The sequence below is a fragment of the Robertmurraya mesotrionivorans genome (assembly GCF_050971805.1).
GTDB lineage: Bacteria > Bacillota > Bacilli > Bacillales > Cytobacillaceae > Robertmurraya_A.
Map to the genome: position 1 here is coordinate 468,295 of NZ_JBPCCH010000001.1, position 22,940 is coordinate 491,234.

Consider the following 22,940-nt stretch of genomic DNA (forward strand, 5'->3'; position numbering starts at 1 on the left):
TTCTCCTTTGTAAAATGTATGCAGTCTAAGTAATAAGATTCTACTCTCAATTATAGAATTCAGGAGTCATAATGTGGCCAAGCAGGCATACAAATGAATTAATGAGAAAGGTTGTGAGGACAGGAGGAAAGGTTATGGAAGACGTTATTGGTATGTTACCTAAAGCAATTGCCAATCAAATGAATCAACTGTCTCCCTTTCAATTAAATGATATGGAAGAAATTCGAATCAGAATTGGTCGCCCATTGGAGATCACCTGTGGGGGAAAACCAATCTTTTTATCTTATACGGTAAAAGCAGAAGATGCGATACAACTGCTGAATAAGATCAGTCATTTTTCTATCTATACATTAGAGGAAGAATTAAAAAGAGGATATGTTACGGTGGCAGGCGGCCATCGGGTGGGCCTTGCTGGGAAAGTTATTTTGGATGCGGGCAAGGTGAAAGCAATTACAGATGTTTCCTCTTTTAACTTCCGTATAGCAAAAGAGAAAATCGGGATTAGTCATAGTCTCCTCCCGTTTCTATATGAAGGAGACTGGTTGCATACCATGATCATTGGTCCGCCACAGACAGGAAAGACAACGTTAATAAGAGATTTAGCGAGAGTGATTTCAACAGGTACAAAAACGATCCCGGCAGCCAAGGTAGGAATTGTTGATGAGCGATCTGAGATTGCTGGAAGTATAAATGGTGTTCCTCAGCTGACATTTGGACCGAGAGTGGATGTATTAGATTCTTGTCCAAAAGCGGAAGGGATGATGATGATGATTCGCTCTATGAGCCCTGATGTGCTAGTTGTAGATGAAATTGGTAGGGAAGAGGATGGCGAGGCTATTTTAGAAGCAGTTCATGCAGGGATCTCGCTTTTAACGACGACACATGGCCATTCGTACGCAGATATTGTTAAAAGACCCACATTAACACCGATCATCAAGAGTGGAATATTTCAAAGATTCATCGAATTAAGCCGATTAGAAGGGCCAGGCACGATACTTTCTGTGAAGGATCAAAATGGTAGGGAAATTGTCAGAAAAGTGAGTGTGACATAAATGATAAAGTTAATCGGAGCCGTTTTTATTATCATTGCTACTACTTGGACGGGCTTTGAAGCCTCTAGGCACTTAACAGAAAGGCCTCGACAGCTAAGACAATTAAAGTCAGCGTTACAATCACTTGAGGCTGAGATCATGTATGGTCATACCCCTCTTCATGAAGCATCTAGAAGATTAGCTTCACAGCTTTCCAAGCCTCTTTCTTGGTTTTTTGAATCCTTTTCGAAGAAACTAACCAACTCTGAAACTACGGTAAAAGATGCGTGGGAGGAAAGTCTTCAAGAGGTTTGGAAGCTCACAGCGTTAAAACAAGGAGAATATGAGATTATGAAGCAATTTGGTGAGACACTTGGGAGACATGATCGTTTCTCGCAACAAAAACAAATTCGTTTGGCGTTAACCCATCTAGAGCGTGAAGAAGCGGATGCGTATGACAAGCAATCGAGATATGAAAAAATGATGAAAAGCTTAGGATTTCTATCAGGATTACTTCTAGTTATTCTACTGATGTAAAAAATCGAATGTGGTCTTAGGAGGAAAATCGAATGGGTTTAGAAGTAGATATTATTTTTAAAATAGCTGGAGTAGGTATTGTAGTTGCATTTTTACACACAATTCTCGATCAAGTCGGAAAGAAAGAGTACGCTCAGTGGGTAACTTTATTTGGCTTTATTTATATATTGTTTATGGTTGCTTCTATTGTGGATGAATTATTTCAAAAAATCAAATCAGTGTTCCTATTCCAAGGGTAAAGGAGGGTTTGACGATTGAAATTTTACAAATAGTTGGGTTTGCACTTATTGCTACCTTTTTAGCTCTTGTAGTAAAGGAGCAAAAACCAAATTTCGCCTTTTTGCTAATCGTATTTGTTGGATGTTCCATCTTTCTCTATTTAATCGATCAAATCTACGCGATAATCCATATGCTTGAAAAAATAGCGATAAATGCAAATGTAAATATCATTTACGTAGAAACCATTCTGAAAATCATCGGAATTGCTTATATCGCGGAGTTTGCTTCTCAAATTACAAAGGATGCGGGACAAGCTGCAATTGCCTCGAAAATTGAGATGGCTGGGAAAATACTAATACTTGCCATGGCGATTCCCATTTTGACTGTACTGATAGAAACAATCATTGCATTAATCCCAAATTAGTTGAGCCACTGAACAGAATAAAAGAAGGTGAAAAAGTTGAAGCAACTGATTTTCAAAACAATCTCTCTCTTATTTCTCATCCTATTTGTGTCTGCCCCAATAAGTAAGGCGGAGACAAACGACGAAACTCAATCTTCTTCACAGTCAGTCCTAAATCCTGAACAAATGATGGAGGAACAGCTTGAAGCTTTAGATATTGATGAAATGAAGGTGTTTTGGGAAAAGATTACGACAGAATACGGAGGGTTTCTCCCGGAAAGTCAAAAGGGAAGCCTATACGATTTTATTAAAGGGGACAAGCAATTTTCCTTAAAAGAGTGGACGAATGGAATAATTAAATTTATATTTCACGAATTTGTTGTGAATGGAAAGCTTCTTGGCACCCTTATATTACTTACCGTGTTCTCAATGTTCTTGCAAACACTACAAAACTCATTTGAAAAGAGCACAGTTAGTAAAGTAGCGTATGCGATTGTATTTATGGTGTTAATTATTATCGCGCTAAATAGTTTTCATATAGCCATCCAGTATACAAATGATACGATAACAACTATGATTTCCTTCATCTTAGCGCTTATACCGCTTCTTCTTGCATTAATCGCCTCGTCGGGGGGACTTGTATCTGCAGCCTTTTTCCATCCAGTGATTTTATTCCTCATGAATAGCAGTGGAATGTTCATACAATATGTTGTTTTACCACTTCTGTTTTTAGGAGCAGTACTAAGCATTGTGAGTATTTTATCAGAGCATCACAAAGTTACTCAATTAGGCAACCTGTTAAGAAATTGGAGCATTGGATTACTCGGGATCTTCCTTACCGTTTTCCTTGGTGTTCTAAGTGTACAAGGAGCTTCGGCAGCTGTGACAGATGGGATTACGATTCGAACAGCGAAATTCATTACCGGTAATTTCATCCCTGTTATTGGACGAATGTTTACAGATGCCACTGACACGGTGATTAGTGCTTCTCTTTTACTGAAAAATACCGTTGGAATTGCAGGGGTTGCCATATTACTACTAATTGTCGCTTTTCCAGCAATCAAGATATTAATGATTGCCTTTATTTATAAGTTTGCAGCAGCCGTTTTACAGCCTCTAGGAGGAGGACCAGTTATCGCTTGTTTAGAAATCATTAGTAAAAGTATTGTTTTCGTGTTTGCTGCTTTAGCTATCGTATCTATGATGTTTTTTTTAAGTTTAACCGTTGTCATAGCAGCAGGAAACCTTACGATGATGGTTCGTTAGGAGGGGTGAAATGGATTTTCTAAAAGATTGGATCACAAATATTATCCTTTTCGTCTTGCTGGCAACAGTTGTTGATATGCTGCTTCCGAATTCGAATATGCAAAAATACACCAGGATGGTTACTGGATTATTGCTAATAGCTATTATTCTTTCACCCGTTCTGAAAATATTATCTAGTGATTTCGAGGCGAGCCTCTCCTCCATCACGGAAGTGGACTCCATATCAGAAAAAAATATAGAAAATTCAATAGAATTGAAGAAAAAAGAAATACAAGCCTCTTTTGATGCATATGCTTTAGAAGAAGTGGCTGTCCAATTAAAAAAGGACGTTGAAGAGGAGTTGATGGAACAGTACGGTTTAGAGATTGCTAGTATCGATTTATCAATGGATGAAACGAGCAGCGCGACCTTCCCAGACAATCTACAAGAGATATCTGTTACGTTACGAGAATCAACAACGGAGGATGTAGTAGAAGTCGTACAAATGGTTGATATTGATACGAACTCACCTCTTCCATCTAATTCGGAAAGTGAACAAAACGAGGAACTGTCTTCACTTCTCTCTGAAAAATGGGATGTAAACAAAGACGCTGTTGAAGTCTTCATAGAAGGGGGGAACAAATAAGTGGAAAATGATACAGAAAAAGATAAAGAACCTAACAATGATAAAGGGCCAATTACATTCCTAAAAAAACTATTTAGTAAAGATAGCCCTCCTGAGAAAAAGTCTAGTAAATATCAATACTTTTTAATCGTCTTATTAATTGGAGCCGCCATTATGTTAGCAAGCAATTTGCTAATAAATCCAAATCCAAGTCCTTCAGCTGTGGAAACGGGAGCAAATGCCGAGGAATCAAGCGAAGACGTCGAAACATTTGGACAGAAAAAAATTGATGGGAATGAAATCATTGCCGCCTATGAAGATCATTATGAGAATCAATTAAAGGAAACACTTGAGGGGATTGTCGGCGTTGGAGAAGTGATTGTAGCAGTAAATGTCGACGCGACTGAGAAAAAAATACTAGAAAAAAATGTGGTTGTTCAGTCCCAAAAAACCGAAGAGGTTGACCGTGAGGGTGGGCAAAGAACAGTCGAAGACCAATCAAAGGATGAACAGTTAGTGATTATCCGAGATGGGGAAAAAGAGGTTCCTATTGTAATAGAAACGAAGAAGCCTGCCATTCGCGGTGTCATCGTAATTGCAAAGGGAGCTGATAATATACAGGTGAAAAAATGGATACTCGAATCGGTAACAAAACTATTAGATGTGCCGGTTCACCGAGTGTCTGTTATGCCAAAAAAATAAGAGGGGGATTTATAGATGTTATTGAAAAAACAAACGGTTTGGTTATTAACAATGCTTAGCTTAGTTGTTGTATTATCGGTATATTATATTACTTCTCCAGAACAGCAAATGAACAATATGGCAACGGTAGAAAAAGAGGCAGAGGAAGATTCAACGGTAAGTGGCGAAAATAAAACAGAATCTGGGGAGACAGTAATCTCTAGTACTGCTAGCGATGAAATGTTTGAAGCATTACGCTTAGAGCTAGATGAAGAGAGAAGTAAATTAAAAGAAGAGCTAGAAACGACAGTTGCATCAACTGATCTTCCAACGGAAGACATTAATGCAGCCCTTGATAAAATCAAAGAATTAAATGATGTTACTCAAAAAGAAGCATATCTTGAAACGATGATTGTAGCAATGGATTATGATGACGCTTTAGTAAGAGTGACTGATGACGAGGTTCGTGTCACTGTCAAAGCAAAGAGCCACTCTCCAGCAGCAGCGAATGAAATCTTAAAGTTAGTTCGTTCTGAATTAGGCGGATTAAAGCCAGTTGTACAATTCCAAGTTAGTAAATAATCAGAAAACGGAAAGCCAAGGTGCTTTCCGTTTTTTAATCTACCACCGCCTGGGAGACAAGCAACCCAAATAACTACAACTTTAGTCGTAGAAGGTAAATATGTATGAAAAATTTAAAAAAATCTTATATTTCAAAAATGAAAACGTGTTCTTTTGTCGAATATGTATATAGAGGAATAAAGGTTGAACTTCTATGAGGTCTTATCGTATGATATTAGTATCTAGTGCTAAAAAGTAAATTAGAGGTGAGTATGATGTTAAAGGTTCAAGAAATTAGAGAAATAATAAAACTTGTAGATCAATCAAGTCTAGATGAATTTGTTTATGAATACGAAGGTGCAAAAATTAAAATGAAAAAGAATGCGGCTCTGGGAACAGTGACTGTAAAGGAACAAGTTACACCAGCGCCTGTAGTCGTTGCTGAAAGAACACCAGCACCAGTGGCTGCTGTAGAGGTAAAGCAAGAGGAGCAAATCGCACCTCAAGCACAACCAGCACAAACACCTGCTGCTGATACTTCAAACTTACATAAAATCACTTCACCGATGGTTGGGACTTTCTACCAATCGCCTTCACCTGATGCTGATGTGTATGTTAAGGTTGGCTCAAAGGTTTCAAGTGATTCAGTGGTTTGTATCGTAGAAGCAATGAAGTTATTTAATGAAATTGAAGCTGAAGTTAACGGAGAAATTGTAGAAATACTTGTAAAAGACGGACAGTTAGTGGAGTATGGTCAACCGTTATTTTTAGTGAAGCCAGAGTAAGGAGCTGTCTGCTATGATAAAAAAGTTATTAATTGCGAATCGAGGAGAAATAGCCGTTCGTATTATACGAGCTTGTCGTGAGCTTGGGATTGAATCTGTTGCTGTATATTCTGAAGCGGACCGTGAATCTTTACATGTTCAGCTTGCAGACGAAGCATATTGCATTGGGCCAACTGCATCAAAGGACAGCTACTTAAATTTTACTAATATCATTAGTGTAGCTAAGCTCACAAGCTGTGACGCGATCCATCCTGGTTATGGTTTTTTAGCTGAAAATGCTGACTTTGCTGATCTTTGTAGAGATGTGAATATCACATTTGTTGGACCATCTCCTGAAGCTATCTCTAAGATGGGGACAAAGGACGTCGCACGTGAAACAATGAAACAAGCAGGCGTTCCCATTGTTCCAGGATCCCAAGGAATCATTAAAGACGATGAAGAAGCAATCGAATTGGCAAATAAAATTGGTTACCCTGTTATAATAAAAGCGACTGCTGGTGGGGGCGGAAAAGGGATTCGTGTGGCCCGAACGGAACAGGAGCTAATCAAAGGGATTAATATTACTCAACAAGAAGCATTAACTGCTTTTGGTAACCCTGGTGTGTATATCGAAAAGTTTATTGAAGAGTTCCGACATGTTGAGATTCAAGTTCTTGCTGATAATCATGGTCATGCCATCCATTTAGGGGAAAGAGATTGCTCCATCCAAAGAAGACTTCAAAAGCTTCTTGAGGAAACGCCATCCCCAGCCTTAGACGGAGAAGTAAGACATGAGATGGGAACCGCAGCCGTTAAGGCAGCACTAGCGGTTGATTATTCCGGTGCAGGGACAGTAGAATTTATTTATGATTATCAAAATCGTAAGTTTTACTTTATGGAAATGAATACTCGTATCCAAGTAGAACATCCTGTCACAGAGATGGTAACTGGCGTTGACCTTATTAAGGAACAAATTAAAGTGGCATCTGGTGAAAAGCTTAGTTTAACCCAAGAAGAAGTTACTTTTAATGGGTGGGCGATTGAATGCAGAATTAACGCAGAAAATCCAATGAAGAAATTCATGCCTTCACCTGGTAAAATAGAAATGTATCTTCCTCCTGGAGGTTTAGGAGTTCGTGTGGATTCAGCTGCATATCCTGGTTATACGATTCCTCCATACTATGACTCCATGATTGCGAAGCTGATTACGTACGGAAGTACTAGAGAAGAAGCAATCGCACGCATGAAAAGAGCGTTAAGTGAATTTGTCATAGAAGGAATTCATACAACCATTCCATTCCACTTAAAACTCTTAAATCATGAAAAGTTTGTTGAAGGAGACTTTAACACGAAATTTCTTGAAATGTATGATTTAATGGAAACAGGAAAATAAAGTTGGAGGTGCTTTGTATGAGCGAAAATAACATCTTGGAAATGAACCCAGGAAACTCTGGTCTTGGGAAAGTAGAGATTGCACCTGAAGTGATTGAAGTAATTGCTGGTATTGCTGCTTCTGAAGTAGAAGGAGTTTCTCAAATGAGAGGAAACTTTGCATTAGGGGTCGTTGAGCGATTAGGTAAGAAAAATCATGGCAAGGGTGTTAAGGTGGAGCTTGGAGAAGACGGAATTAAAGTTGATGTGTATTGCTTAATGAAGTTTGGTGTTTCCATTCCAACTGTTGCTCAAAAGGTTCAAGATAATATTCGACAAGCGCTTTTGAATATGACTGCACTTGATGCTAAGGAAGTAAACGTGCATATCGTTGGCATTCAGTTTGAAAGTACGAAGCAAGAGGTTGAACAAGAACAAGAGCTGTAATTTACACACTCTAAAGAGTCAAGGACAACAAAAAAGTCTTTGGCTCTTTTTTCTTTTGAGTATTTCATGTATGATGAGTTATTATGCTATGATCATATTGATGATTAGGGTATCTCAACCAATAAAGGAGTTTAGGATAGATGAAAAGAAGAACGGCAAGAGAAAAAGCATTACAAGCATTGTTTCAAATTGATATAAGTGAAGCAGATCCAAAGGAAGCGATTCTTCATGTATTAGAAGAAGAGCGTGGAGATGACTACCTCTCTAATCTAGTTAGTGGGGTTGTGGAACACAAAAATGAGATAGATGAAATGATTAAAGAGCATTTAGAAAAATGGACAATTGAGCGAATTGCACCAGTAGATCGGAATCTGTTAAGACTGGCTGTTTATGAACTTGTATACTTGAAAGAAGAAGTACCTGCAAACGTTGTTATCGATGAAGCGATTGAGATTGCGAAAGTTTTCGGAGACGAGCATGCTAGTCGATTTGTAAACGGAGTTCTCTCGAAAATAAAGCAACAAACAGAAAAGCAGTAATTCCGCTTTTGCTGATAAGGGGGAATGATAATGACAGCTCAAACAATTGATGGGAAAGAAGTTAGTAGAAAAAAGAGAATAGAAATCCAGGCGAACGTTCAGAACCTCAAAAAAGAAGGAGTGGTACCGGGCTTAGCGGTTATTTTAATCGGGAATGATGATGCTTCACGTACATATGTGGCTAACAAGCAGAAAGCCTGTAAGGAGCTTGGAATCTACTCGGAGCTTTCTACATTCGACTCAACTGTTACTCAAGACATATTGATATCTAAAATTTATGAGCTTAATGAGTGTAAAGAAATACATGGGATATTGGTACAGCTTCCACTTCCAGAACACTTGGATGAAGACGAAATCATTAATGCTATTTCACCGATGAAAGACGTTGATGGTTTTCATCCAATTAATGTGGGAAAGATGGTCATAGGACAAGATGCATTGATGCCATGCACCCCCTCGGGTGTGATAGTGATGCTCGAAGATAATGGTATTTCTCTATCTGGAAAGCATGTTGTGATTGTGGGGCGAAGCAATATCGTCGGAAAGCCCCTGGGGCAAATGCTTTTAAACCGTGATGCTACGGTTACTTACTGCCATTCAAAGACTCGTGACTTAGCATCATACACGAATCAAGCAGATATTTTAATTGCCGCTGTAGGGAGAGCTAATTTTATAACTGCCGACTATGTAAAACAAGGGGCAGTAGTCATTGATGTTGGAATAAACAGAAACGAAGAAGGGAAGCTCTGTGGTGATGTTGCTTACCATCAAGTAAAAGACATGGCCTCCTACATTACCCCAGTACCAGGTGGAGTCGGTCCCATGACCATTACCATGCTCATGTATAACACAGTCAAAGCCGCACGAAAAGCTATTCAAGGATAGATTTTCACAAAAAACAGCCCTTTTTTATAGGTAATCCCTTTTCCAAACCATCAAGACGTGACTGAAAAGAGATTTATCCTTATAATTAGATAGGACTGTTTTTTTTTGCGTGATCCATACCTTTGCTGAAAAAGGAGTACTAAATGGAAGAAAAGCAATATGTAACAATAACTGCCTTAACCAAATATATAAAAAGAAAGTTTGACGCCGATCCACATTTACAGGATATGTATGTAAAAGGGGAAATTTCAAACTTTAAACAGCACTCCAGTGGACATATGTACTTTACTTTAAAAGACGAAAAAGCAAGAATCCTGGCTGTCATGTTTTCGAGCTTTAATAAATCCATTAAATTCAGACCAGAAAATGGTATGAAAGTGTTAGTGAAAGGTGATATCACCGTATACGAACAAAGTGGTCAGTATCAAATGTACATAAAAGAGATGCAGCCCGATGGAATCGGCGATCTTTATCTAGCTTTTGAACAGCTAAAAGAAAAACTATTAAAACAAGGTTTATTTTCAAAGGAATATAAAAAACCATTGCCAAAATACCCCCACACTGTTGGGGTAATTACCTCTCCTACGGGAGCAGCGATACGAGATATTCTAACGACCCTTAAAAGGAGATACCCGATTGCTAATATAATGGTCATTCCCGCCCTTGTTCAAGGAGAACAAGGCGCTGCATCCATTGTAAAGGCAATCGAACAAGCAAATCAATCTCAAGAAATTGATGTATTGATTGTTGGCCGCGGTGGGGGATCGATTGAGGAACTATGGTCGTTTAATGAGGAAATAGTGGCGAGGGCCATATTTGCATCTAGGATTCCGATTATCTCTGCTGTTGGTCATGAAACAGACACAACCATTGCTGATTATGTAGCGGATCTTCGAGCACCGACTCCTACGGGTGCGGCAGAGCTTGCTGTTCCGCATATTGATGAATTAATTGAAAGAGTGTTAACAAGACAAACAAGGATTATTCGAAAAATTAAAGAGAAGATAAATGTACAAGCACAGCGATATGATCGTTTGAGTAAATCATACGCCTTTAAGTACCCACAAAGATTGTATGAACAAAAGTTAGAGCAGGTTGATAAGTCAACAGAATTATTACAGAGAGCAGCACAAGCTTTATTTTTAAATAGAAATGAAGGATATATTCGTACCAAACGGAGACTTGAAAGAAATAATTTGAATACGCTTCTTCAAACAGCCGTTATGCAGCAAACAAAGACGGAAAAGGCATTAAATCGTACCTTTGCTAACCTTCTTTTAACTAAGAAAAAAGAACATCAAAGAGTGAATATGGCATTGGATGCATTAAGCCCTTTAAAAATTATGGATCGAGGGTATAGCCTCGTATACAATGAAGACGATCACTTAGTAAAAAGCACGGAACAAATCCGACTTAATGATAATATTAAAATAAAACTTGTAGATGGTTCTATCACTTGTGAAGTGTTAGAGATCGAGGGGAAGGATCAAACAAATGAGTAAAGAAACGAAAATAAGCTTTGAAGAAGCAATGCAGCAACTTGAAGATATCGTTGAACAACTAGAAGAAGGTGATGTACCTCTAGAAGAGGCGATTTCTATTTATAAAAAAGGAATGGAGCTTTCAAAGCTTTGTCACGATAAGCTCCGCAATGTAGAAGAGCAGCTAACAGAAATTCTTACGGAGAATGGGAAGAAGGAAACCTTCTCTATTCAAGAGGAGGAATAATAGTGAAGAAAGTGGGATTTACCTCCTTTTCTAAAAAGTATAAAGAGCTAGTGGAAGCTTATTTAAATGAATCTGTTAGTAAATTAACTGCACCTTCACTAATTAAGGAAGCGATGCTCTACTCGTTAGAAGCAGGTGGCAAACGTATTCGTCCGTTATTATTATTCGCTACATTAGAAGCGTTTGGTAAGAAGGGGGAATTAGGTTTAGAAGCGGCTGCAGCGATAGAAATGATCCATACGTACTCTTTAATTCATGACGATCTTCCGAGCATGGATAACGATGACCTACGAAGAGGAAAACCAACAAATCATAAGGTGTTCGGAGAAGCATATGCTATTCTTGCTGGAGACGCCCTTTTAACGTACAGCTTTCAAGTAATTTCAAGTGCATCTGAACATATACCGGCCGAAGTGAAAATTCAACTTATTACTGAGCTAGCAAAAGCATCAGGGGCAGAAGGAATGGTAGGTGGACAAGTAGCCGATATGGATGGGGAAGGGAAAGACTTAAGTCTTAATGAACTTGAATACATTCATATCCATAAGACAGGGAAGTTACTTGCGTACAGCGTGGTTGCTGGAGCCATGATTGCCGGAGCAAATACTCACCAATTAGAAAAGTTTGCTACATTTGCTCACCATTTAGGTTTAGCCTTTCAAATTAGGGATGATATTCTAGACCTTGAAGGTGATGAAGAAATCATCGGAAAGAAAGTGGGTAGTGACGAACAAAACAATAAGAGCACATATCCATCGTTGCTGACGATGGAGGGGGCAAGGCAATCGTTACTAGAGCATATTTCGCTTGCAAAGGATTCCCTAAATAGTATGGAACTTGAAACGGATATTCTTAAAGAAATCACGGATTTAGTAGCTAACCGAAATCATTAATGAGAGTGTAAACGGAAAACATTTGGAAAAATGTCTATAATACGGTACTCTTAATGTATACAGCAAACGAAAAACCTATGAACAACTAAGAAAAAGATTGGCAACAATTAAGAGATGAAAGTGAGTGGTCCTACTAGTGGATCTGTTATCAATTAAAGACCCTTCCTTTTTAAAAGGGCTTTCTCAACAACAACTACAAGAATTAAGTAACGACATCAGACAATTTTTAATAGAAAAATTATCAGTTACGGGTGGGCATATTGGACCGAACTTAGGAGTAGTAGAGCTGACCATTGCTCTTCATACTTGTTTTTCAAGCCCAAAAGATAAAATTTTATGGGATGTTGGTCACCAATCATATGTCCATAAAATTTTAACAGGTAGAGCAAGTGAGTTTGACACGCTAAGACAATATAAAGGCTTATGTGGATTTCCAAAGATGATTGAAAGTGAACATGATGTATGGGAAACAGGGCATAGTTCTACCTCTTTATCCGCTGCTATGGGAATGGCGATAGCAAGGGATTTAAAAAAGGAGAAATCTTTTGTTGTCCCTGTGATTGGTGATGGTGCATTAACTGGTGGAATGGCACTAGAGGCATTAAATCACATCGGTCATGAAAAGAAGAACCTCATCGTTGTCTTAAATGACAATGAGATGAGCATTGCACCAAATGTAGGAGCACTTCACAGTATCTTAGGGCGATTACGAACGGCTGGGAAATATCACTGGGCGAAAGATGAACTGGAGTATTTGTTGAAGAAAATTCCTGCTGTTGGAGGAAAATTAGCGACAACGGCCGAGAGAATAAAAGATAGCCTGAAGTATTTGTTAGTTTCAGGTATGTTTTTTGAAGAGATGGGCTTTACGTATCTAGGACCAGTAGATGGTCATAATTATGATGAACTATTTGAAAATTTAGCATACGCAAAAAAGACAGAAGGACCGGTTCTTTTACACGTGATCACTAAAAAAGGGAAGGGATATCATCCTGCAGAAAGTGATGTAGTGGGTACTTGGCACGGAACGGGACCGTATAAAATTGAAACAGGAGCTTTTCCAAAACCGGCTGAAACCCCTCCGCCAGCATGGAGTAAATTGGTAAGTGAAACGGTTCGTAGGCTGGCTCGAGAGGATGAGAGAATCGTTGCGATCACCCCTGCGATGCCTGTTGGTTCGAAGCTTGAGGGATTTGCAAGTGAATTTCCTGATCGTATGTTTGATGTGGGAATTGCTGAACAGCATGCTGCGACAGTAGCTGCAGGTCTTGCAACCCAAAAGATGAAGCCGTTTTTAGCCATTTATTCGACTTTCCTACAACGAGCCTATGACCAGGTGGTTCATGATATTTGCCGTCAAAACTTAAATGTTTTTATTGGTATTGATCGTGCAGGGCTTGTAGGTGCTGATGGAGAAACTCATCAAGGAGTGTTTGATATTGCCTTTATGCGACATGTGCCAAACATGGTGCTGATGATGCCTAAAGATGAAAACGAAGGGCAACATATGGTCAATACAGCCTTAAAGTATGATGATGGACCGATTGCCATGAGATTCCCTCGAGGAAATGGAGTGGGAGTTTCATTGGATGAGGAGCTTAAAACGATTCCAATTGGTACTTGGGAAGTATTAAAAGAAGGCGAAGATGTGGCTATTTTAACTTTTGGGACAACGATTCCAATGGCGTTAGAGGCAGCAAATCGTCTTGAACAGCAGGGGATTCGTGTGAAGGTCGTCAATGCTCGATTTATTAAACCGTTAGACCGGAAGATGCTATCAGATCTGTTAGAACGTAAAATGCCTGTATTAACAATCGAAGAAGCCGTCCTTCAAGGTGGATTTGGAAGTTCTATTTTAGAGTTTGCATCTGAAAATCGTTATTTTGATGCAGTGATTGATCGCATGGGGATTCCAGATCAATTTATTGAGCATGGAAGTGTTGATGAGTTATTAAAAGAAATTGATTTTACTGTGGATTCAACGATTCGCAAAGTAATCGAACTTACACAGGTTAAAGGGAAAAAGGGTTCACTACTATGAAAAGTAAAAAAGAAAGAATTGACGTCCTGCTAGTTGAACGAGGGTTAATAGAAACTAGAGAAAAAGCGAAACGAGCGATCATGGCAGGACTCGTATATAGCAATGAAAACCGATTGGATAAACCAGGTGAGAAAATAAGCAGCGATCTTCCGTTAACGATAAAAGGAAATGTCATGCCATATGTAAGTAGGGGTGGCTTAAAGTTAGAAAAAGCACTGAAGGAATTTGACGTACATGTCGAAGGAAAAGTTTTGTTAGATATTGGTGCTTCCACCGGCGGATTTACGGACTGTGCATTACAAAATGGAGCTAAACAATCGTATGCCTTAGATGTCGGATATAATCAGTTAGCATGGAAGCTGAGACAAGATGAACGAGTCATCGTCATGGAACGGACAAATTTTCGTTATGTGACACCTGCTGATCTGTCTGGTGAGATGCCGAATTTTGCTTCAATCGATGTTTCGTTTATATCATTAAAGCTTATTCTCCCTGTGTTAAAAACTCTTTTAGTGCCCAACAGCGATATTATTGCTTTGGTCAAACCACAATTTGAGGCTGGTAGAGAAGAGGTTGGGAAAAAGGGAATCGTAAGGGATCCAAAGGTTCATGAAGCGGTCATAAATAAAATCATAGACCTTTCTTTGTCTCTTGGTTATGATGTCAAAAATCTATCGTTCTCACCAATCACCGGTGGCGATGGCAATATTGAGTTTTTACTCCATTTAGGCTGGGAAGGTGAAAAGGAGCAAGGAAATAACCATCTTTCTAAGAAGCCAAGCCAAATTGTTTCAGAAGCTCATGAAGTATTAAAATCAAAGGGGAATGTAGAAGAATAAGCGTCATGCTTGTTCTTCTTTTTATTGTAGGTATACTTTGACGAGATAAGCAAAAGGATGTATATTTATACATATATACTACAAAAGTTGAAAATATATTACAAAATATTACAGATTTTTTGAAACAATCAGGGGTGAAAACATGAATAAAGGTCAACGTCATATTAAAATTAGAGAAATCATTACGAGCAATGATATTGAGACACAAGATGAATTAGTTGATGAACTAAAGTTTGCTGGATTTAATGTAACACAAGCAACCATTTCGAGAGATATTAAAGAACTACACTTAGTAAAAGTGCCGCTTATGGATGGAAGATACAAATATAGTCTTCCTGCCGATCAACGTTTTAATCCTCTCCAAAAATTAAAGAGAAATTTAATGGATGCTTTCGTTCGAATTGATAGTGCAGGTCACTTACTTGTTATGAAAACATTACCAGGTAATGCCATGGCCATTGGTGCACTGATAGATAACTTAGATTGGGAAGAGATTTTAGGAACGATTTGTGGAGATGATACGATCCTCATTATTTGTAGAAAAGAAGAAGAAACGATTACGATTTCCAATCGATTCCTTGAAATGCTCTAAATAGAGGTGAAACCAGTTGTTAACCGAGTTGTCGATTAAAAACTTTGCAATTATTGAAAACCTAACTGTGTCCTTTACAAAAGGATTGACCGTTTTGACAGGTGAAACAGGAGCAGGTAAATCGATTATAATCGATGCTGTTCATCTTCTTGTCGGGGGAAGAGGTTCGTCAGAATTTGTTCGACATGGGGAAGAAAAAGCTGAAATTGAAGGGCTTTTCCAATTAGAGAGTTTGACGCATCCTAGCTATCAAAAAGCCGAAGAGTTTGGAATAGAGATTGAAGAGGGAATGCTTATTTTAAGAAGAGATATATCACAATCGGGTAAAAGTGTTTGTCGCATAAACGGCAAACTGGTGACGATATCTACCTTGCGTGAAATAGGGTCAACATTAATTGATATTCATGGACAACATGAGCATCAAGAATTAATGGAGGAAGCTAAGCACCAAAAGCTTTTAGACCAATTCGGGGCAAAAGTAATATCAAGACAACTAGAAGAGTATTCGAAATTATATCGAAGCTATGAGCAGACCTCCAAAAGGTTAAAAAGTTTGAGTGAAAATGAACAGAAAATGGCTCATCGTCTGGATCTGATTCAATTTCAATTTGATGAAATTCAAAAAGCGCAGTTAGTAATTAATGAAGATGACCAATTACTTGAAGAAAAGAAACGATTGTCTAATTTTGAAAAGGTTTATGAGGGCCTTTCTAATAGCTATTCTGTGCTTCAAGGAGATCAAAAGGGATTGGATTGGATAGGTCTTTTAATGAGTCATTTAGAAGATGTTTCAAGTGTCGATCATCAATATCAAGAGTTAGCTGATACGGTTTCGACTAGTTACTATGCCTTAGAGGACGTCGCTAGAGAGCTTAGAAGTAAAATGGATAGTCTTGAGTTCAACCCAGAACGGTTGCATGATATTGAAAGTAGACTAAACGAAATCAATCAGCTAAAGAGAAAATATGGAAAAACGATTGAAGAGATCATAGAATACTCAGCTAAAATAGAAGAAGAGATAGAAACATTACAAAATAAAGAAACGCATATCAATGCCTTAAGCAAAGAACTAGCAGCGATAAAGAAAGATTTAGTTCTCGAAGCGAAAGAGTTGACCTCCACACGGTTGCAGTTTGCGGAGAAGCTAACAAAATCGATACACCGTGAATTAAAAGAGCTTTATATGGATAAAACAGTATTTGAAGTACGTTTTCACTCGGATTATGATGTGTTCACTCCTACAGGGTGTGATCAAATTGAATTTTTTATCTCTACAAATCCAGGAGAACCATTAAAGCCTCTATCCAAGGTAGCATCTGGTGGAGAGTTATCGAGAATGATGCTAGCCTTAAAAAGTATTTTCTCTAAACATCAAGGCGTTACTTCCATTATTTTCGATGAAGTGGATACAGGAGTCTCAGGACGTGTAGCACAGGCCATTGCAGAAAAGATTTATAAAGTAGCTGTTTCATCTCAAGTACTTTGTATTTCCCATTTGCCTCAAGTGGCAGCTATGGCTGATACCCATCTTTATATTTCAAAGGTTACCCAAAAAGGAAGAACAAAAACCTCGGTGCAATCATTATCAGAGCCAGATAAGGTAAAAGAAATCGGTCGAATGATATCTGGAGTAGAAATTACCGATTTGACCCGTGAGCATGCGAAAGAATTACTCCATTTAGCTAAGGAAATGAAGGTAACTTGAAAAGCTATCCATAACGGGTAGCTTTTTTATATCGGAAGAGGTTATAAATGCGCCTTAAGCAGGCAAAATTAAAGATGTAGCCATAAAGAAAGAAAAAAGTGTGTGTGGACTAGAAGCGAGGAGAGTGAAAGATGTTGAGGCATGAACTTCTTAGAAAAATAATTGGTGGAATTCTCCTTGTTTCATTAGTTGCCATAGGATTTTCGAAACCGTTTCAAGATTACCTTAGTATCCCCAAAAGCATTACCCTGTTTGAAGGTGAAAACCTTATTTTACAAAAATCTACTCCTGTATCTGCTGCCGTCACAGCAAATTCTACTCTTTCTGTTCAACAAGATGATCAAACCGTGTCATTACAAGCAAAGAAATACGGGAAAGATGAAATGCTGCTTGAACTAGCAGGTTTCCCTATTAAAAAGGTCGATGTAGACGTATTAAAGGATTTTAAAGTCATTCCAGGTGGACAGTCTATCGGTGTGAAGCTTAATACGGTAGGAGTCCTTGTCGTTGGTCACCATCAAGTAAATACAGCAGAAGGCAAGAAATCTCCAGGTGAAATTGCAGGAATTAAAGTAGGCGACATTATTACAAAGATTAACGGTCAAAAAATTGAAAAAATGTCAGATGTAGCACCATTTGTTCAAACAGCAGGTCAAAAGGGTGAACCATTAAATATTGAAGTAAGCAGAGAAGATGGCAAAATTGAAACAAAGCTTATGCCATTAAAGGAAGCAGGAGAAGAGAATTTTAAGCTCGGCTTATATATTCGTGACTCGGCAGCTGGTATTGGAACGATGACGTTTTATCATCCGGAATCGAAAAAGTATGGTGCTTTAGGACATGTTATTTCGGACATGGACACAAAAAAGCCTATCGTAGTTGAGGATGGTCAAATTGTTCGCTCAACAGTCACGTCTATTGAAAAAGGAAGCAATGGAGATCCAGGTGAAAAACTTGCCCGTTTCTCTTCCGATAAAGAAGTAATTGGTGACATTCAAAGAAATAGCCCTTTTGGAATATTTGGTAAGCTTTCAAAAGAAATTACCAATGGAGTAATGGATAAAGCACTTCCAATAGCCCTCTCACATCAAGTTAAAGAGGGTCCGGCTAAGATACTAACGGTTGTAGATAATGATCAAGTTAAATTATTTGATATCGAAATTGTAAGCACCATTCCACAAAAGTTTCCGGCTACAAAAGGAATGGTCATTAAGGTAACTGACCCAGAATTACTTGAAAAAACAGGTGGGATTGTTCAAGGGATGAGCGGAAGTCCGATCATACAGGATGATAAAGTGGTTGGAGCCGTAACGCATGTGTTCGTCAACGACCCTACTTCAGGCTATGGTGTTCATATCGAATGGATGCTAAATGAAGCAGGCATCGATATTTACGAAAAACCAAGAGAAAAGGCGAGTTAAGGTGGAGGCTTTACGCCTCTCCTTTTTTTATTCGAAAAATAAAGATTTTTCGACAAAAGTACAGAATAAGTCGAATACGGGCGAAAATCGAAGAAAAATAGAGATTTATACCATTTTTTTAGATTTTTTCAAAAAAGAAAAGGATTTACTGTTGCATTGTCGAATTGGTTAGTAGATTATATATATAGATAATTGTTCAGGTGAGAATATTTTTGAGGAGGAAACATGTAGTGAAAAAGATAAAAGTATGTGTAGTTGATGATAATAGAGAGCTAGTTGGCTTACTGAAGGACTATTTAGTGTCCCAAGAAGATATGGAAGTCGTTGGTGCAGCTCATAATGGTCAAGAATGTTTGGATTTATTAGAAAAAGTGACTCCTGATGTTCTTGTTTTAGATATCATTATGCCACACTTAGACGGGCTAGCGGTTCTTGAAAAGTTGCGTGAAACTCGAAAGTCTCCGATGCCGAACGTTATTATGCTTACAGCATTCGGCCAAGAGGACGTAACTAAGAAAGCGGTAGAACTAGGAGCTTCTTACTTTATCTTAAAACCATTTGATTTAGAAAATTTAGGAAACCATATTCGTCAAGTGAGTGGAAAAACAAGCGCTGTCATGAGATCGTCCTCACCATTAACAACTAGTCCAATGTATCGTCAACAAATGGAATCAAAACCGAAAAATTTAGATGCAAGTATAACTAGCATTATCCATGAAATTGGTGTACCGGCTCATATTAAGGGGTATTTATATTTACGTGAAGCTATTTCTATGGTTTACAACGATATTGAACTGCTTGGATCAATTACAAAGGTATTGTATCCTGATATTGCTAAGAAATATAATACTACGGCTAGCCGTGTAGAACGTGCAATTCGTCATGCCATTGAGGTTGCTTGGAGCCGAGGAAATATCGACAGCATTTCGAGTCTTTTCGGTTATACAGTGAGCATGTCAAAAGCAAAACCTACAAATTCAGAATTTATCGCGATGGTTGCTGATAAGCTTCGTTTAGAGCACAAGGCTTCTTGAAAGAGTTAGAAGAAGAGTAAAGCCATCATTCAGTATTATTATTTATAAGGAAAGTCAAAACCCAATGACAAGTGTTCATTGGGTTTTGTGTGGTTATGGGGATTATTAATAATGATGATGGTTATCTTTATCCTCGTCATCTTTGCATACATGTTTCTGCATTTTAACCTGTTGATTTTGTAGGACCTTTAAAGTCAGTTCAACAACCATTTTTTCTTCGATTTTTGTGAAGGTACCTTCTTCAAATGGTGCACAGATTTCTCCCTCAGGGCCAAAGACCGTTCCCATTTTTCTATTTAGGGCTTCATCCATTTCAATAAAATGACTTGCGATTAATTCACAATACGGTAGCTCGTTGAAAACCTCACCACTAATTTGGTTGTACTCGGATAGGTCAGCTGAAAGCAATTTTTCTTTGGAAGCATATCCATGTGGTAGTGGGGAAGACATGAAATACTCGAACTCAGTCGTTTTAGGACCAGCTTTAAAAGCAGGTTTGTTTAAAAAATCTATTTGAGTGACTGCTTGAAATGGGACATCGACCGTTAAGGAGTGAATGCTTGAAGAGACAAAATCTTTCCCTCCTGCTTTAGGTGTTGCATATTGAATGTTTTTTCTAACAAATCCCTTTAAGAATAGCTTGTTTGTCGGTAGCAATAGACGACATTGTACTAGCTTTAGGTTTTTCTTAATTTTTTTGATTTCTAATACCGGCTCAGGAAACTCAATAATGGAATCAAGGTCAATTTGTACAGTTGTTTCCCCTAATACTACAGGAACTTTCATAAAAGGATACGAATTTACTACCTCTGGTGTTACGGGTGTGTTACTTACCTCTTGTTGAACAGATGATGATTTTACAACTTTCTTTTTTCCGTGAGAATCATGATGCTCAAAAAATGACATGTTAAATTTTCCCCTTTCTGATGCTTGTTATACATGATTAGTGTATGATTCGCTTGTCCGGATGTATGGACTAATGGACAGGTGTTTTAGCCTGTTTATGTTTTGTGCATAACAAAGAAGGAACCATAAAAACAGTTCCTTCTGGTTTAAAGTTTAATTATTTGGTTTTGCCATATCCTAAACTGTTTTTCACAATATAGATCCAATAATAGAATGGAGTTAGTACCCTCTTCTTTTATATTCTTTGTTGTAATAATTTTGGTAGATATGATTTCGAATATAGGCGCTTCATTTTGATAAATCGTTTGTTCAAAGTGAGTGGAAGGTTCTGGTTGTTGGTCATGGTTTATGAAATCATACTGTATTTTTTCATTGCTCAAAGGAATCATTGGAGGGTACGTATATTCTAATTGACATGTTTTTTTCCACGGAATAAGAAGATTTTCTATGTGGATGTTTGAGTTGTTTAGTTTTGTATAGGTGATTTCAGCATGAAGTTTACCGGAAATCCAAAGTCGATTTGCTACTAGGTTTATTTGGTATTCAGGGTGAAGGGTAGTCCAGTTGATGTCTAATATTTTGTTTGTTCTTTCGCTAATTTTAATGGTTTTATTAATCGTAAAGTCAAATTTTGAATGAACGATTTCAACTGGGACTCTTATATAACGGGGGACTGAGTTAGAATTTGAAAGTTGCTCATAAGGGTGATGATTGTTTTCATTCATAAAAATCCCTACTAACATATAATATATTTACTTAAAAATATGATACTGCTCTTATAGTTATCACTTGTTGGGACAAAGTTTTGTTTTTGTATGAAGAAGATTGATCATGTATATTCAAGTAACCATCTTTCATATATACTTAAAGTACTATTATGATTAGGGTGACGGCATTCATGGACCTAATAAACAATGAATATTTTCGACTGGAAGAGGAGAACGGATCTATCTTTATTACTGTCTTACAAAAAGGCTTTTCACTTAATCGATTGGATCAGCTTGTTCGAGAGCATCCGAGAATAGCGATCACAAAATTTGTAGAGTTGAAAACTAGTTTAGAACAGGCAAAAAATGAGAAGATACATGTCGGTGAATGGAAGCCTCTTATTTCTATTTCTATTAGTGAAAATAAGATGATTGCAAAAATGCGCCTTCGCGCAACAGAAGCACAATTACATAGCGAACGTGAAAAACTAACGGCCGACATAATGGAAGCCCTAGATGTCCATGGAATTAAAAATGGAATATTGGAAGCGGAAGTAAAGCAACCACTTGCAAATAAGGAATTAGTCGTAGCAAAAGGTGAACCCGCCCTTAATGGAGCGGATGCAGTTGTGCGGTATTTTCAATTATCTGACCGAAAACCGACGATTCGTGAAGACGGAAAAGTGGATTTCTTTGATTTGCATTTTATTGATGAAGTGAAAGCTGGAGAATGGCTTGGTGAAAAGAAGTCATGTACAGAAGGTGTTCCTGGGAGAAATGTACTGGGAGAGGTTTTGCTTCCGAAAAGAGGGAAGGACAAACCCTTGTTTTATGACCATAAGACAGTTGAAAAGATAGAAAAGGACGAAGTAACCACTTTGAAAGCGCTTGTAGATGGAGTTGTCCAATACAAAGATGGGAAAATTTCTGTTGGGAACCATCTCATCATTAATGGAGATGTTGGAACGGGTACTGGAAACATTCAATTTGATGGAAGCGTCACAATTAACGGCATTGTTTCAGCGGGCTTTAGTGTCAAAGCTACTCAGGATATTTCAATCTTAGGGGAGCTTGGCATAAGTGGGGTCAAAGAAGTGGAATCCGAAAGCGGTGACATTTTTATTAAAGGTGGAGTGTTCGGGAATAACATAACCATTATTAAAGCAGCAAAAAATATATTCTTAAAACATGCTAATGAATGTACTCTAGAAGCTGGTGAGGATATTCATATTGGTTATTATGCGTTAGGCGCAAAGATTAAGGGAAGAAATATTATGGCTAACGAACAAAAGGGTAAAATTATCGGAGGAACCATTGAGGCGAAGGGGAAGGTAAGTGCTGCTGTATTTGGCAATAGGCTAGAAAGGAAGACATTTATTCAAGTTGAAGGATTCAATCGTTTCGAATTAGAACATGAGCTTTCAGAGTTGTTGTTGAGCTATAAAGAAAAAGTGTTCTATGTGGAAGGGCTTAAAAAGCAACTCGAATCGTTTGAAGACTTACAATCGCATCTAAATGAAACACAATTCAAGCAATTTCAACGTTTAAAGACCGTGTATGAGGACGAAATGATTGAAGTGTCCTTTTTAGAGGCACGAAGAAAAAACGTCATGAAGCTTCTTGAGACAAAGGGAGAAGGTCAAGTAAGTATACAAGTTGCAGCGTATCCAGAAACGACACTACAAATCAAAAATAAAAAAAAACATGTTCGAACATTAATAAAAGGTACGATCTACTGTGATAGGAATACACTTTACTCTGAATAA

25 protein-coding genes are annotated in these 22,940 nt (G+C 38.0%); 23 read left to right on the forward strand and 2 right to left on the reverse strand.

Translation table 11 applies throughout. The features are described 5' to 3' along the window. The first annotated feature begins 134 nt into the window (after positions 1-134). From spoIIIAA to spo0A, 22 genes are all read left to right on the forward strand, one after another. Positions 135-1,052, forward strand: coding sequence for a stage III sporulation protein AA (gene spoIIIAA / locus ACRX5O_RS02360; RefSeq protein ID WP_433904446.1), 918 nt, complete (start codon positions 135-137; stop codon positions 1,050-1,052). Further along, the gene (gene spoIIIAB / locus ACRX5O_RS02365) at positions 1,053-1,568 is read left to right on the forward strand and encodes a stage III sporulation protein SpoIIIAB (RefSeq protein WP_433904447.1); all 516 of its coding nucleotides are present in this window, start codon (positions 1,053-1,055) and stop codon (positions 1,566-1,568) included. A gap of 32 nt (positions 1,569-1,600) precedes the next feature. Then, positions 1,601-1,807, forward strand: a complete 207-nt coding sequence (spoIIIAC, locus tag ACRX5O_RS02370) for a stage III sporulation protein AC (protein WP_077213937.1) — start codon at positions 1,601-1,603, stop codon at positions 1,805-1,807. An 8-nt stretch (positions 1,808-1,815) separates the two neighbouring features. Beyond that, complete coding sequence (gene spoIIIAD, locus ACRX5O_RS02375) at positions 1,816-2,211, forward strand: stage III sporulation protein AD (protein ID WP_119709093.1); 396 nt, start codon at positions 1,816-1,818, stop codon at positions 2,209-2,211. Positions 2,212-2,247: 36 nt separating this feature from the next. After that, positions 2,248-3,456, forward strand: coding sequence for a stage III sporulation protein AE (gene spoIIIAE, locus ACRX5O_RS02380; RefSeq protein WP_433904448.1), 1,209 nt, complete (start codon positions 2,248-2,250; stop codon positions 3,454-3,456). Between the two features lie 10 nt (positions 3,457-3,466). Beyond that, complete coding sequence (spoIIIAF, locus tag ACRX5O_RS02385) at positions 3,467-4,081, forward strand: stage III sporulation protein AF (RefSeq protein ID WP_433904449.1); 615 nt, start codon at positions 3,467-3,469, stop codon at positions 4,079-4,081. Then, the gene (spoIIIAG, locus tag ACRX5O_RS02390) at positions 4,082-4,762 is read left to right on the forward strand and encodes a stage III sporulation protein AG (RefSeq protein ID WP_119709090.1); all 681 of its coding nucleotides are present in this window, start codon (positions 4,082-4,084) and stop codon (positions 4,760-4,762) included. A 15-nt stretch (positions 4,763-4,777) separates the two neighbouring features. Further along, entirely contained in the window at positions 4,778-5,323 is a 546-nt protein-coding gene (locus ACRX5O_RS02395) for a SpoIIIAH-like family protein (RefSeq protein WP_066047158.1), read from the forward strand. Between the two features lie 254 nt (positions 5,324-5,577). Further along, complete coding sequence (gene accB / locus ACRX5O_RS02400; protein WP_433904450.1) at positions 5,578-6,087, forward strand: acetyl-CoA carboxylase biotin carboxyl carrier protein; 510 nt, start codon at positions 5,578-5,580, stop codon at positions 6,085-6,087. A 13-nt stretch (positions 6,088-6,100) separates the two neighbouring features. Further along, a complete protein-coding gene (gene accC / locus ACRX5O_RS02405; RefSeq protein ID WP_433904451.1) occupies positions 6,101-7,459 on the forward strand; it encodes an acetyl-CoA carboxylase biotin carboxylase subunit in 1,359 nt (452 codons plus the stop codon). A gap of 17 nt (positions 7,460-7,476) precedes the next feature. Next, on the forward strand, positions 7,477-7,884 hold the full coding sequence (locus tag ACRX5O_RS02410) for an Asp23/Gls24 family envelope stress response protein (RefSeq protein WP_119709082.1): 408 nt from the start codon (positions 7,477-7,479) through the stop codon (positions 7,882-7,884). Between the two features lie 140 nt (positions 7,885-8,024). Next, the gene (gene nusB, locus ACRX5O_RS02415; RefSeq protein WP_433904452.1) at positions 8,025-8,423 is read left to right on the forward strand and encodes a transcription antitermination factor NusB; all 399 of its coding nucleotides are present in this window, start codon (positions 8,025-8,027) and stop codon (positions 8,421-8,423) included. Positions 8,424-8,453: 30 nt separating this feature from the next. Further along, the gene (gene folD / locus ACRX5O_RS02420; protein ID WP_433904453.1) at positions 8,454-9,308 is read left to right on the forward strand and encodes a bifunctional methylenetetrahydrofolate dehydrogenase/methenyltetrahydrofolate cyclohydrolase FolD; all 855 of its coding nucleotides are present in this window, start codon (positions 8,454-8,456) and stop codon (positions 9,306-9,308) included. Between the two features lie 143 nt (positions 9,309-9,451). Beyond that, entirely contained in the window at positions 9,452-10,810 is a 1,359-nt protein-coding gene (gene xseA / locus ACRX5O_RS02425) for an exodeoxyribonuclease VII large subunit (protein ID WP_433904454.1), read from the forward strand. After that, positions 10,803-11,036, forward strand: a complete 234-nt coding sequence (locus tag ACRX5O_RS02430) for an exodeoxyribonuclease VII small subunit (RefSeq protein ID WP_119709078.1) — start codon at positions 10,803-10,805, stop codon at positions 11,034-11,036. The genes xseA and ACRX5O_RS02430 overlap by 8 nt, the downstream gene beginning before the upstream one ends. Then, a complete protein-coding gene (locus ACRX5O_RS02435) occupies positions 11,036-11,929 on the forward strand; it encodes a polyprenyl synthetase family protein (protein WP_433904752.1) in 894 nt (297 codons plus the stop codon). The genes ACRX5O_RS02430 and ACRX5O_RS02435 overlap by 1 nt, the downstream gene beginning before the upstream one ends. A 136-nt stretch (positions 11,930-12,065) precedes the next feature. After that, positions 12,066-13,970 (forward strand): 1-deoxy-D-xylulose-5-phosphate synthase, encoded by a 1,905-nt coding sequence (gene dxs / locus ACRX5O_RS02440; RefSeq protein WP_433904753.1) that lies wholly within the window; start codon positions 12,066-12,068, stop codon positions 13,968-13,970. Further along, positions 13,967-14,809, forward strand: coding sequence for a TlyA family RNA methyltransferase (locus ACRX5O_RS02445; protein ID WP_433904455.1), 843 nt, complete (start codon positions 13,967-13,969; stop codon positions 14,807-14,809). Before dxs ends, ACRX5O_RS02445 begins: the two co-directional genes overlap by 4 nt. A gap of 142 nt (positions 14,810-14,951) precedes the next feature. Continuing rightward, a complete protein-coding gene (gene ahrC / locus ACRX5O_RS02450) occupies positions 14,952-15,401 on the forward strand; it encodes a transcriptional regulator AhrC/ArgR (protein WP_119709076.1) in 450 nt (149 codons plus the stop codon). A gap of 16 nt (positions 15,402-15,417) precedes the next feature. Continuing rightward, on the forward strand, positions 15,418-17,106 hold the full coding sequence (gene recN, locus ACRX5O_RS02455; protein ID WP_433904456.1) for a DNA repair protein RecN: 1,689 nt from the start codon (positions 15,418-15,420) through the stop codon (positions 17,104-17,106). 131 nt (positions 17,107-17,237) lie between these two features. Beyond that, the gene (gene spoIVB, locus ACRX5O_RS02460; RefSeq protein ID WP_433904457.1) at positions 17,238-18,527 is read left to right on the forward strand and encodes a SpoIVB peptidase; all 1,290 of its coding nucleotides are present in this window, start codon (positions 17,238-17,240) and stop codon (positions 18,525-18,527) included. Between the two features lie 230 nt (positions 18,528-18,757). Continuing rightward, entirely contained in the window at positions 18,758-19,561 is an 804-nt protein-coding gene (gene spo0A / locus ACRX5O_RS02465) for a sporulation transcription factor Spo0A (RefSeq protein WP_433904458.1), read from the forward strand. A gap of 105 nt (positions 19,562-19,666) precedes the next feature. Here the strand turns inward: spo0A and ACRX5O_RS02470 are convergent, their stop codons facing one another. Together ACRX5O_RS02470 and ACRX5O_RS02475 are read right to left on the reverse strand one after the other, a co-directional pair. Further along, positions 19,667-20,467 carry a CsxC family protein gene (locus ACRX5O_RS02470; RefSeq protein ID WP_433904459.1) on the reverse strand — a complete coding sequence of 267 codons (801 nt, stop codon included), beginning with the start codon at positions 20,465-20,467 and terminating at the stop codon, positions 19,667-19,669. Between the two features lie 146 nt (positions 20,468-20,613). After that, positions 20,614-21,192, reverse strand: coding sequence for a hypothetical protein (locus ACRX5O_RS02475; RefSeq protein ID WP_433904460.1), 579 nt, complete (start codon positions 21,190-21,192; stop codon positions 20,614-20,616). Positions 21,193-21,365: 173 nt separating this feature from the next. Here ACRX5O_RS02475 and ACRX5O_RS02480 point away from each other — a divergent pair, with 173 nt between their 5' ends. Beyond that, positions 21,366-22,940 (forward strand): flagellar assembly protein A, encoded by a 1,575-nt coding sequence (locus ACRX5O_RS02480; RefSeq protein WP_433904461.1) that lies wholly within the window; start codon positions 21,366-21,368, stop codon positions 22,938-22,940.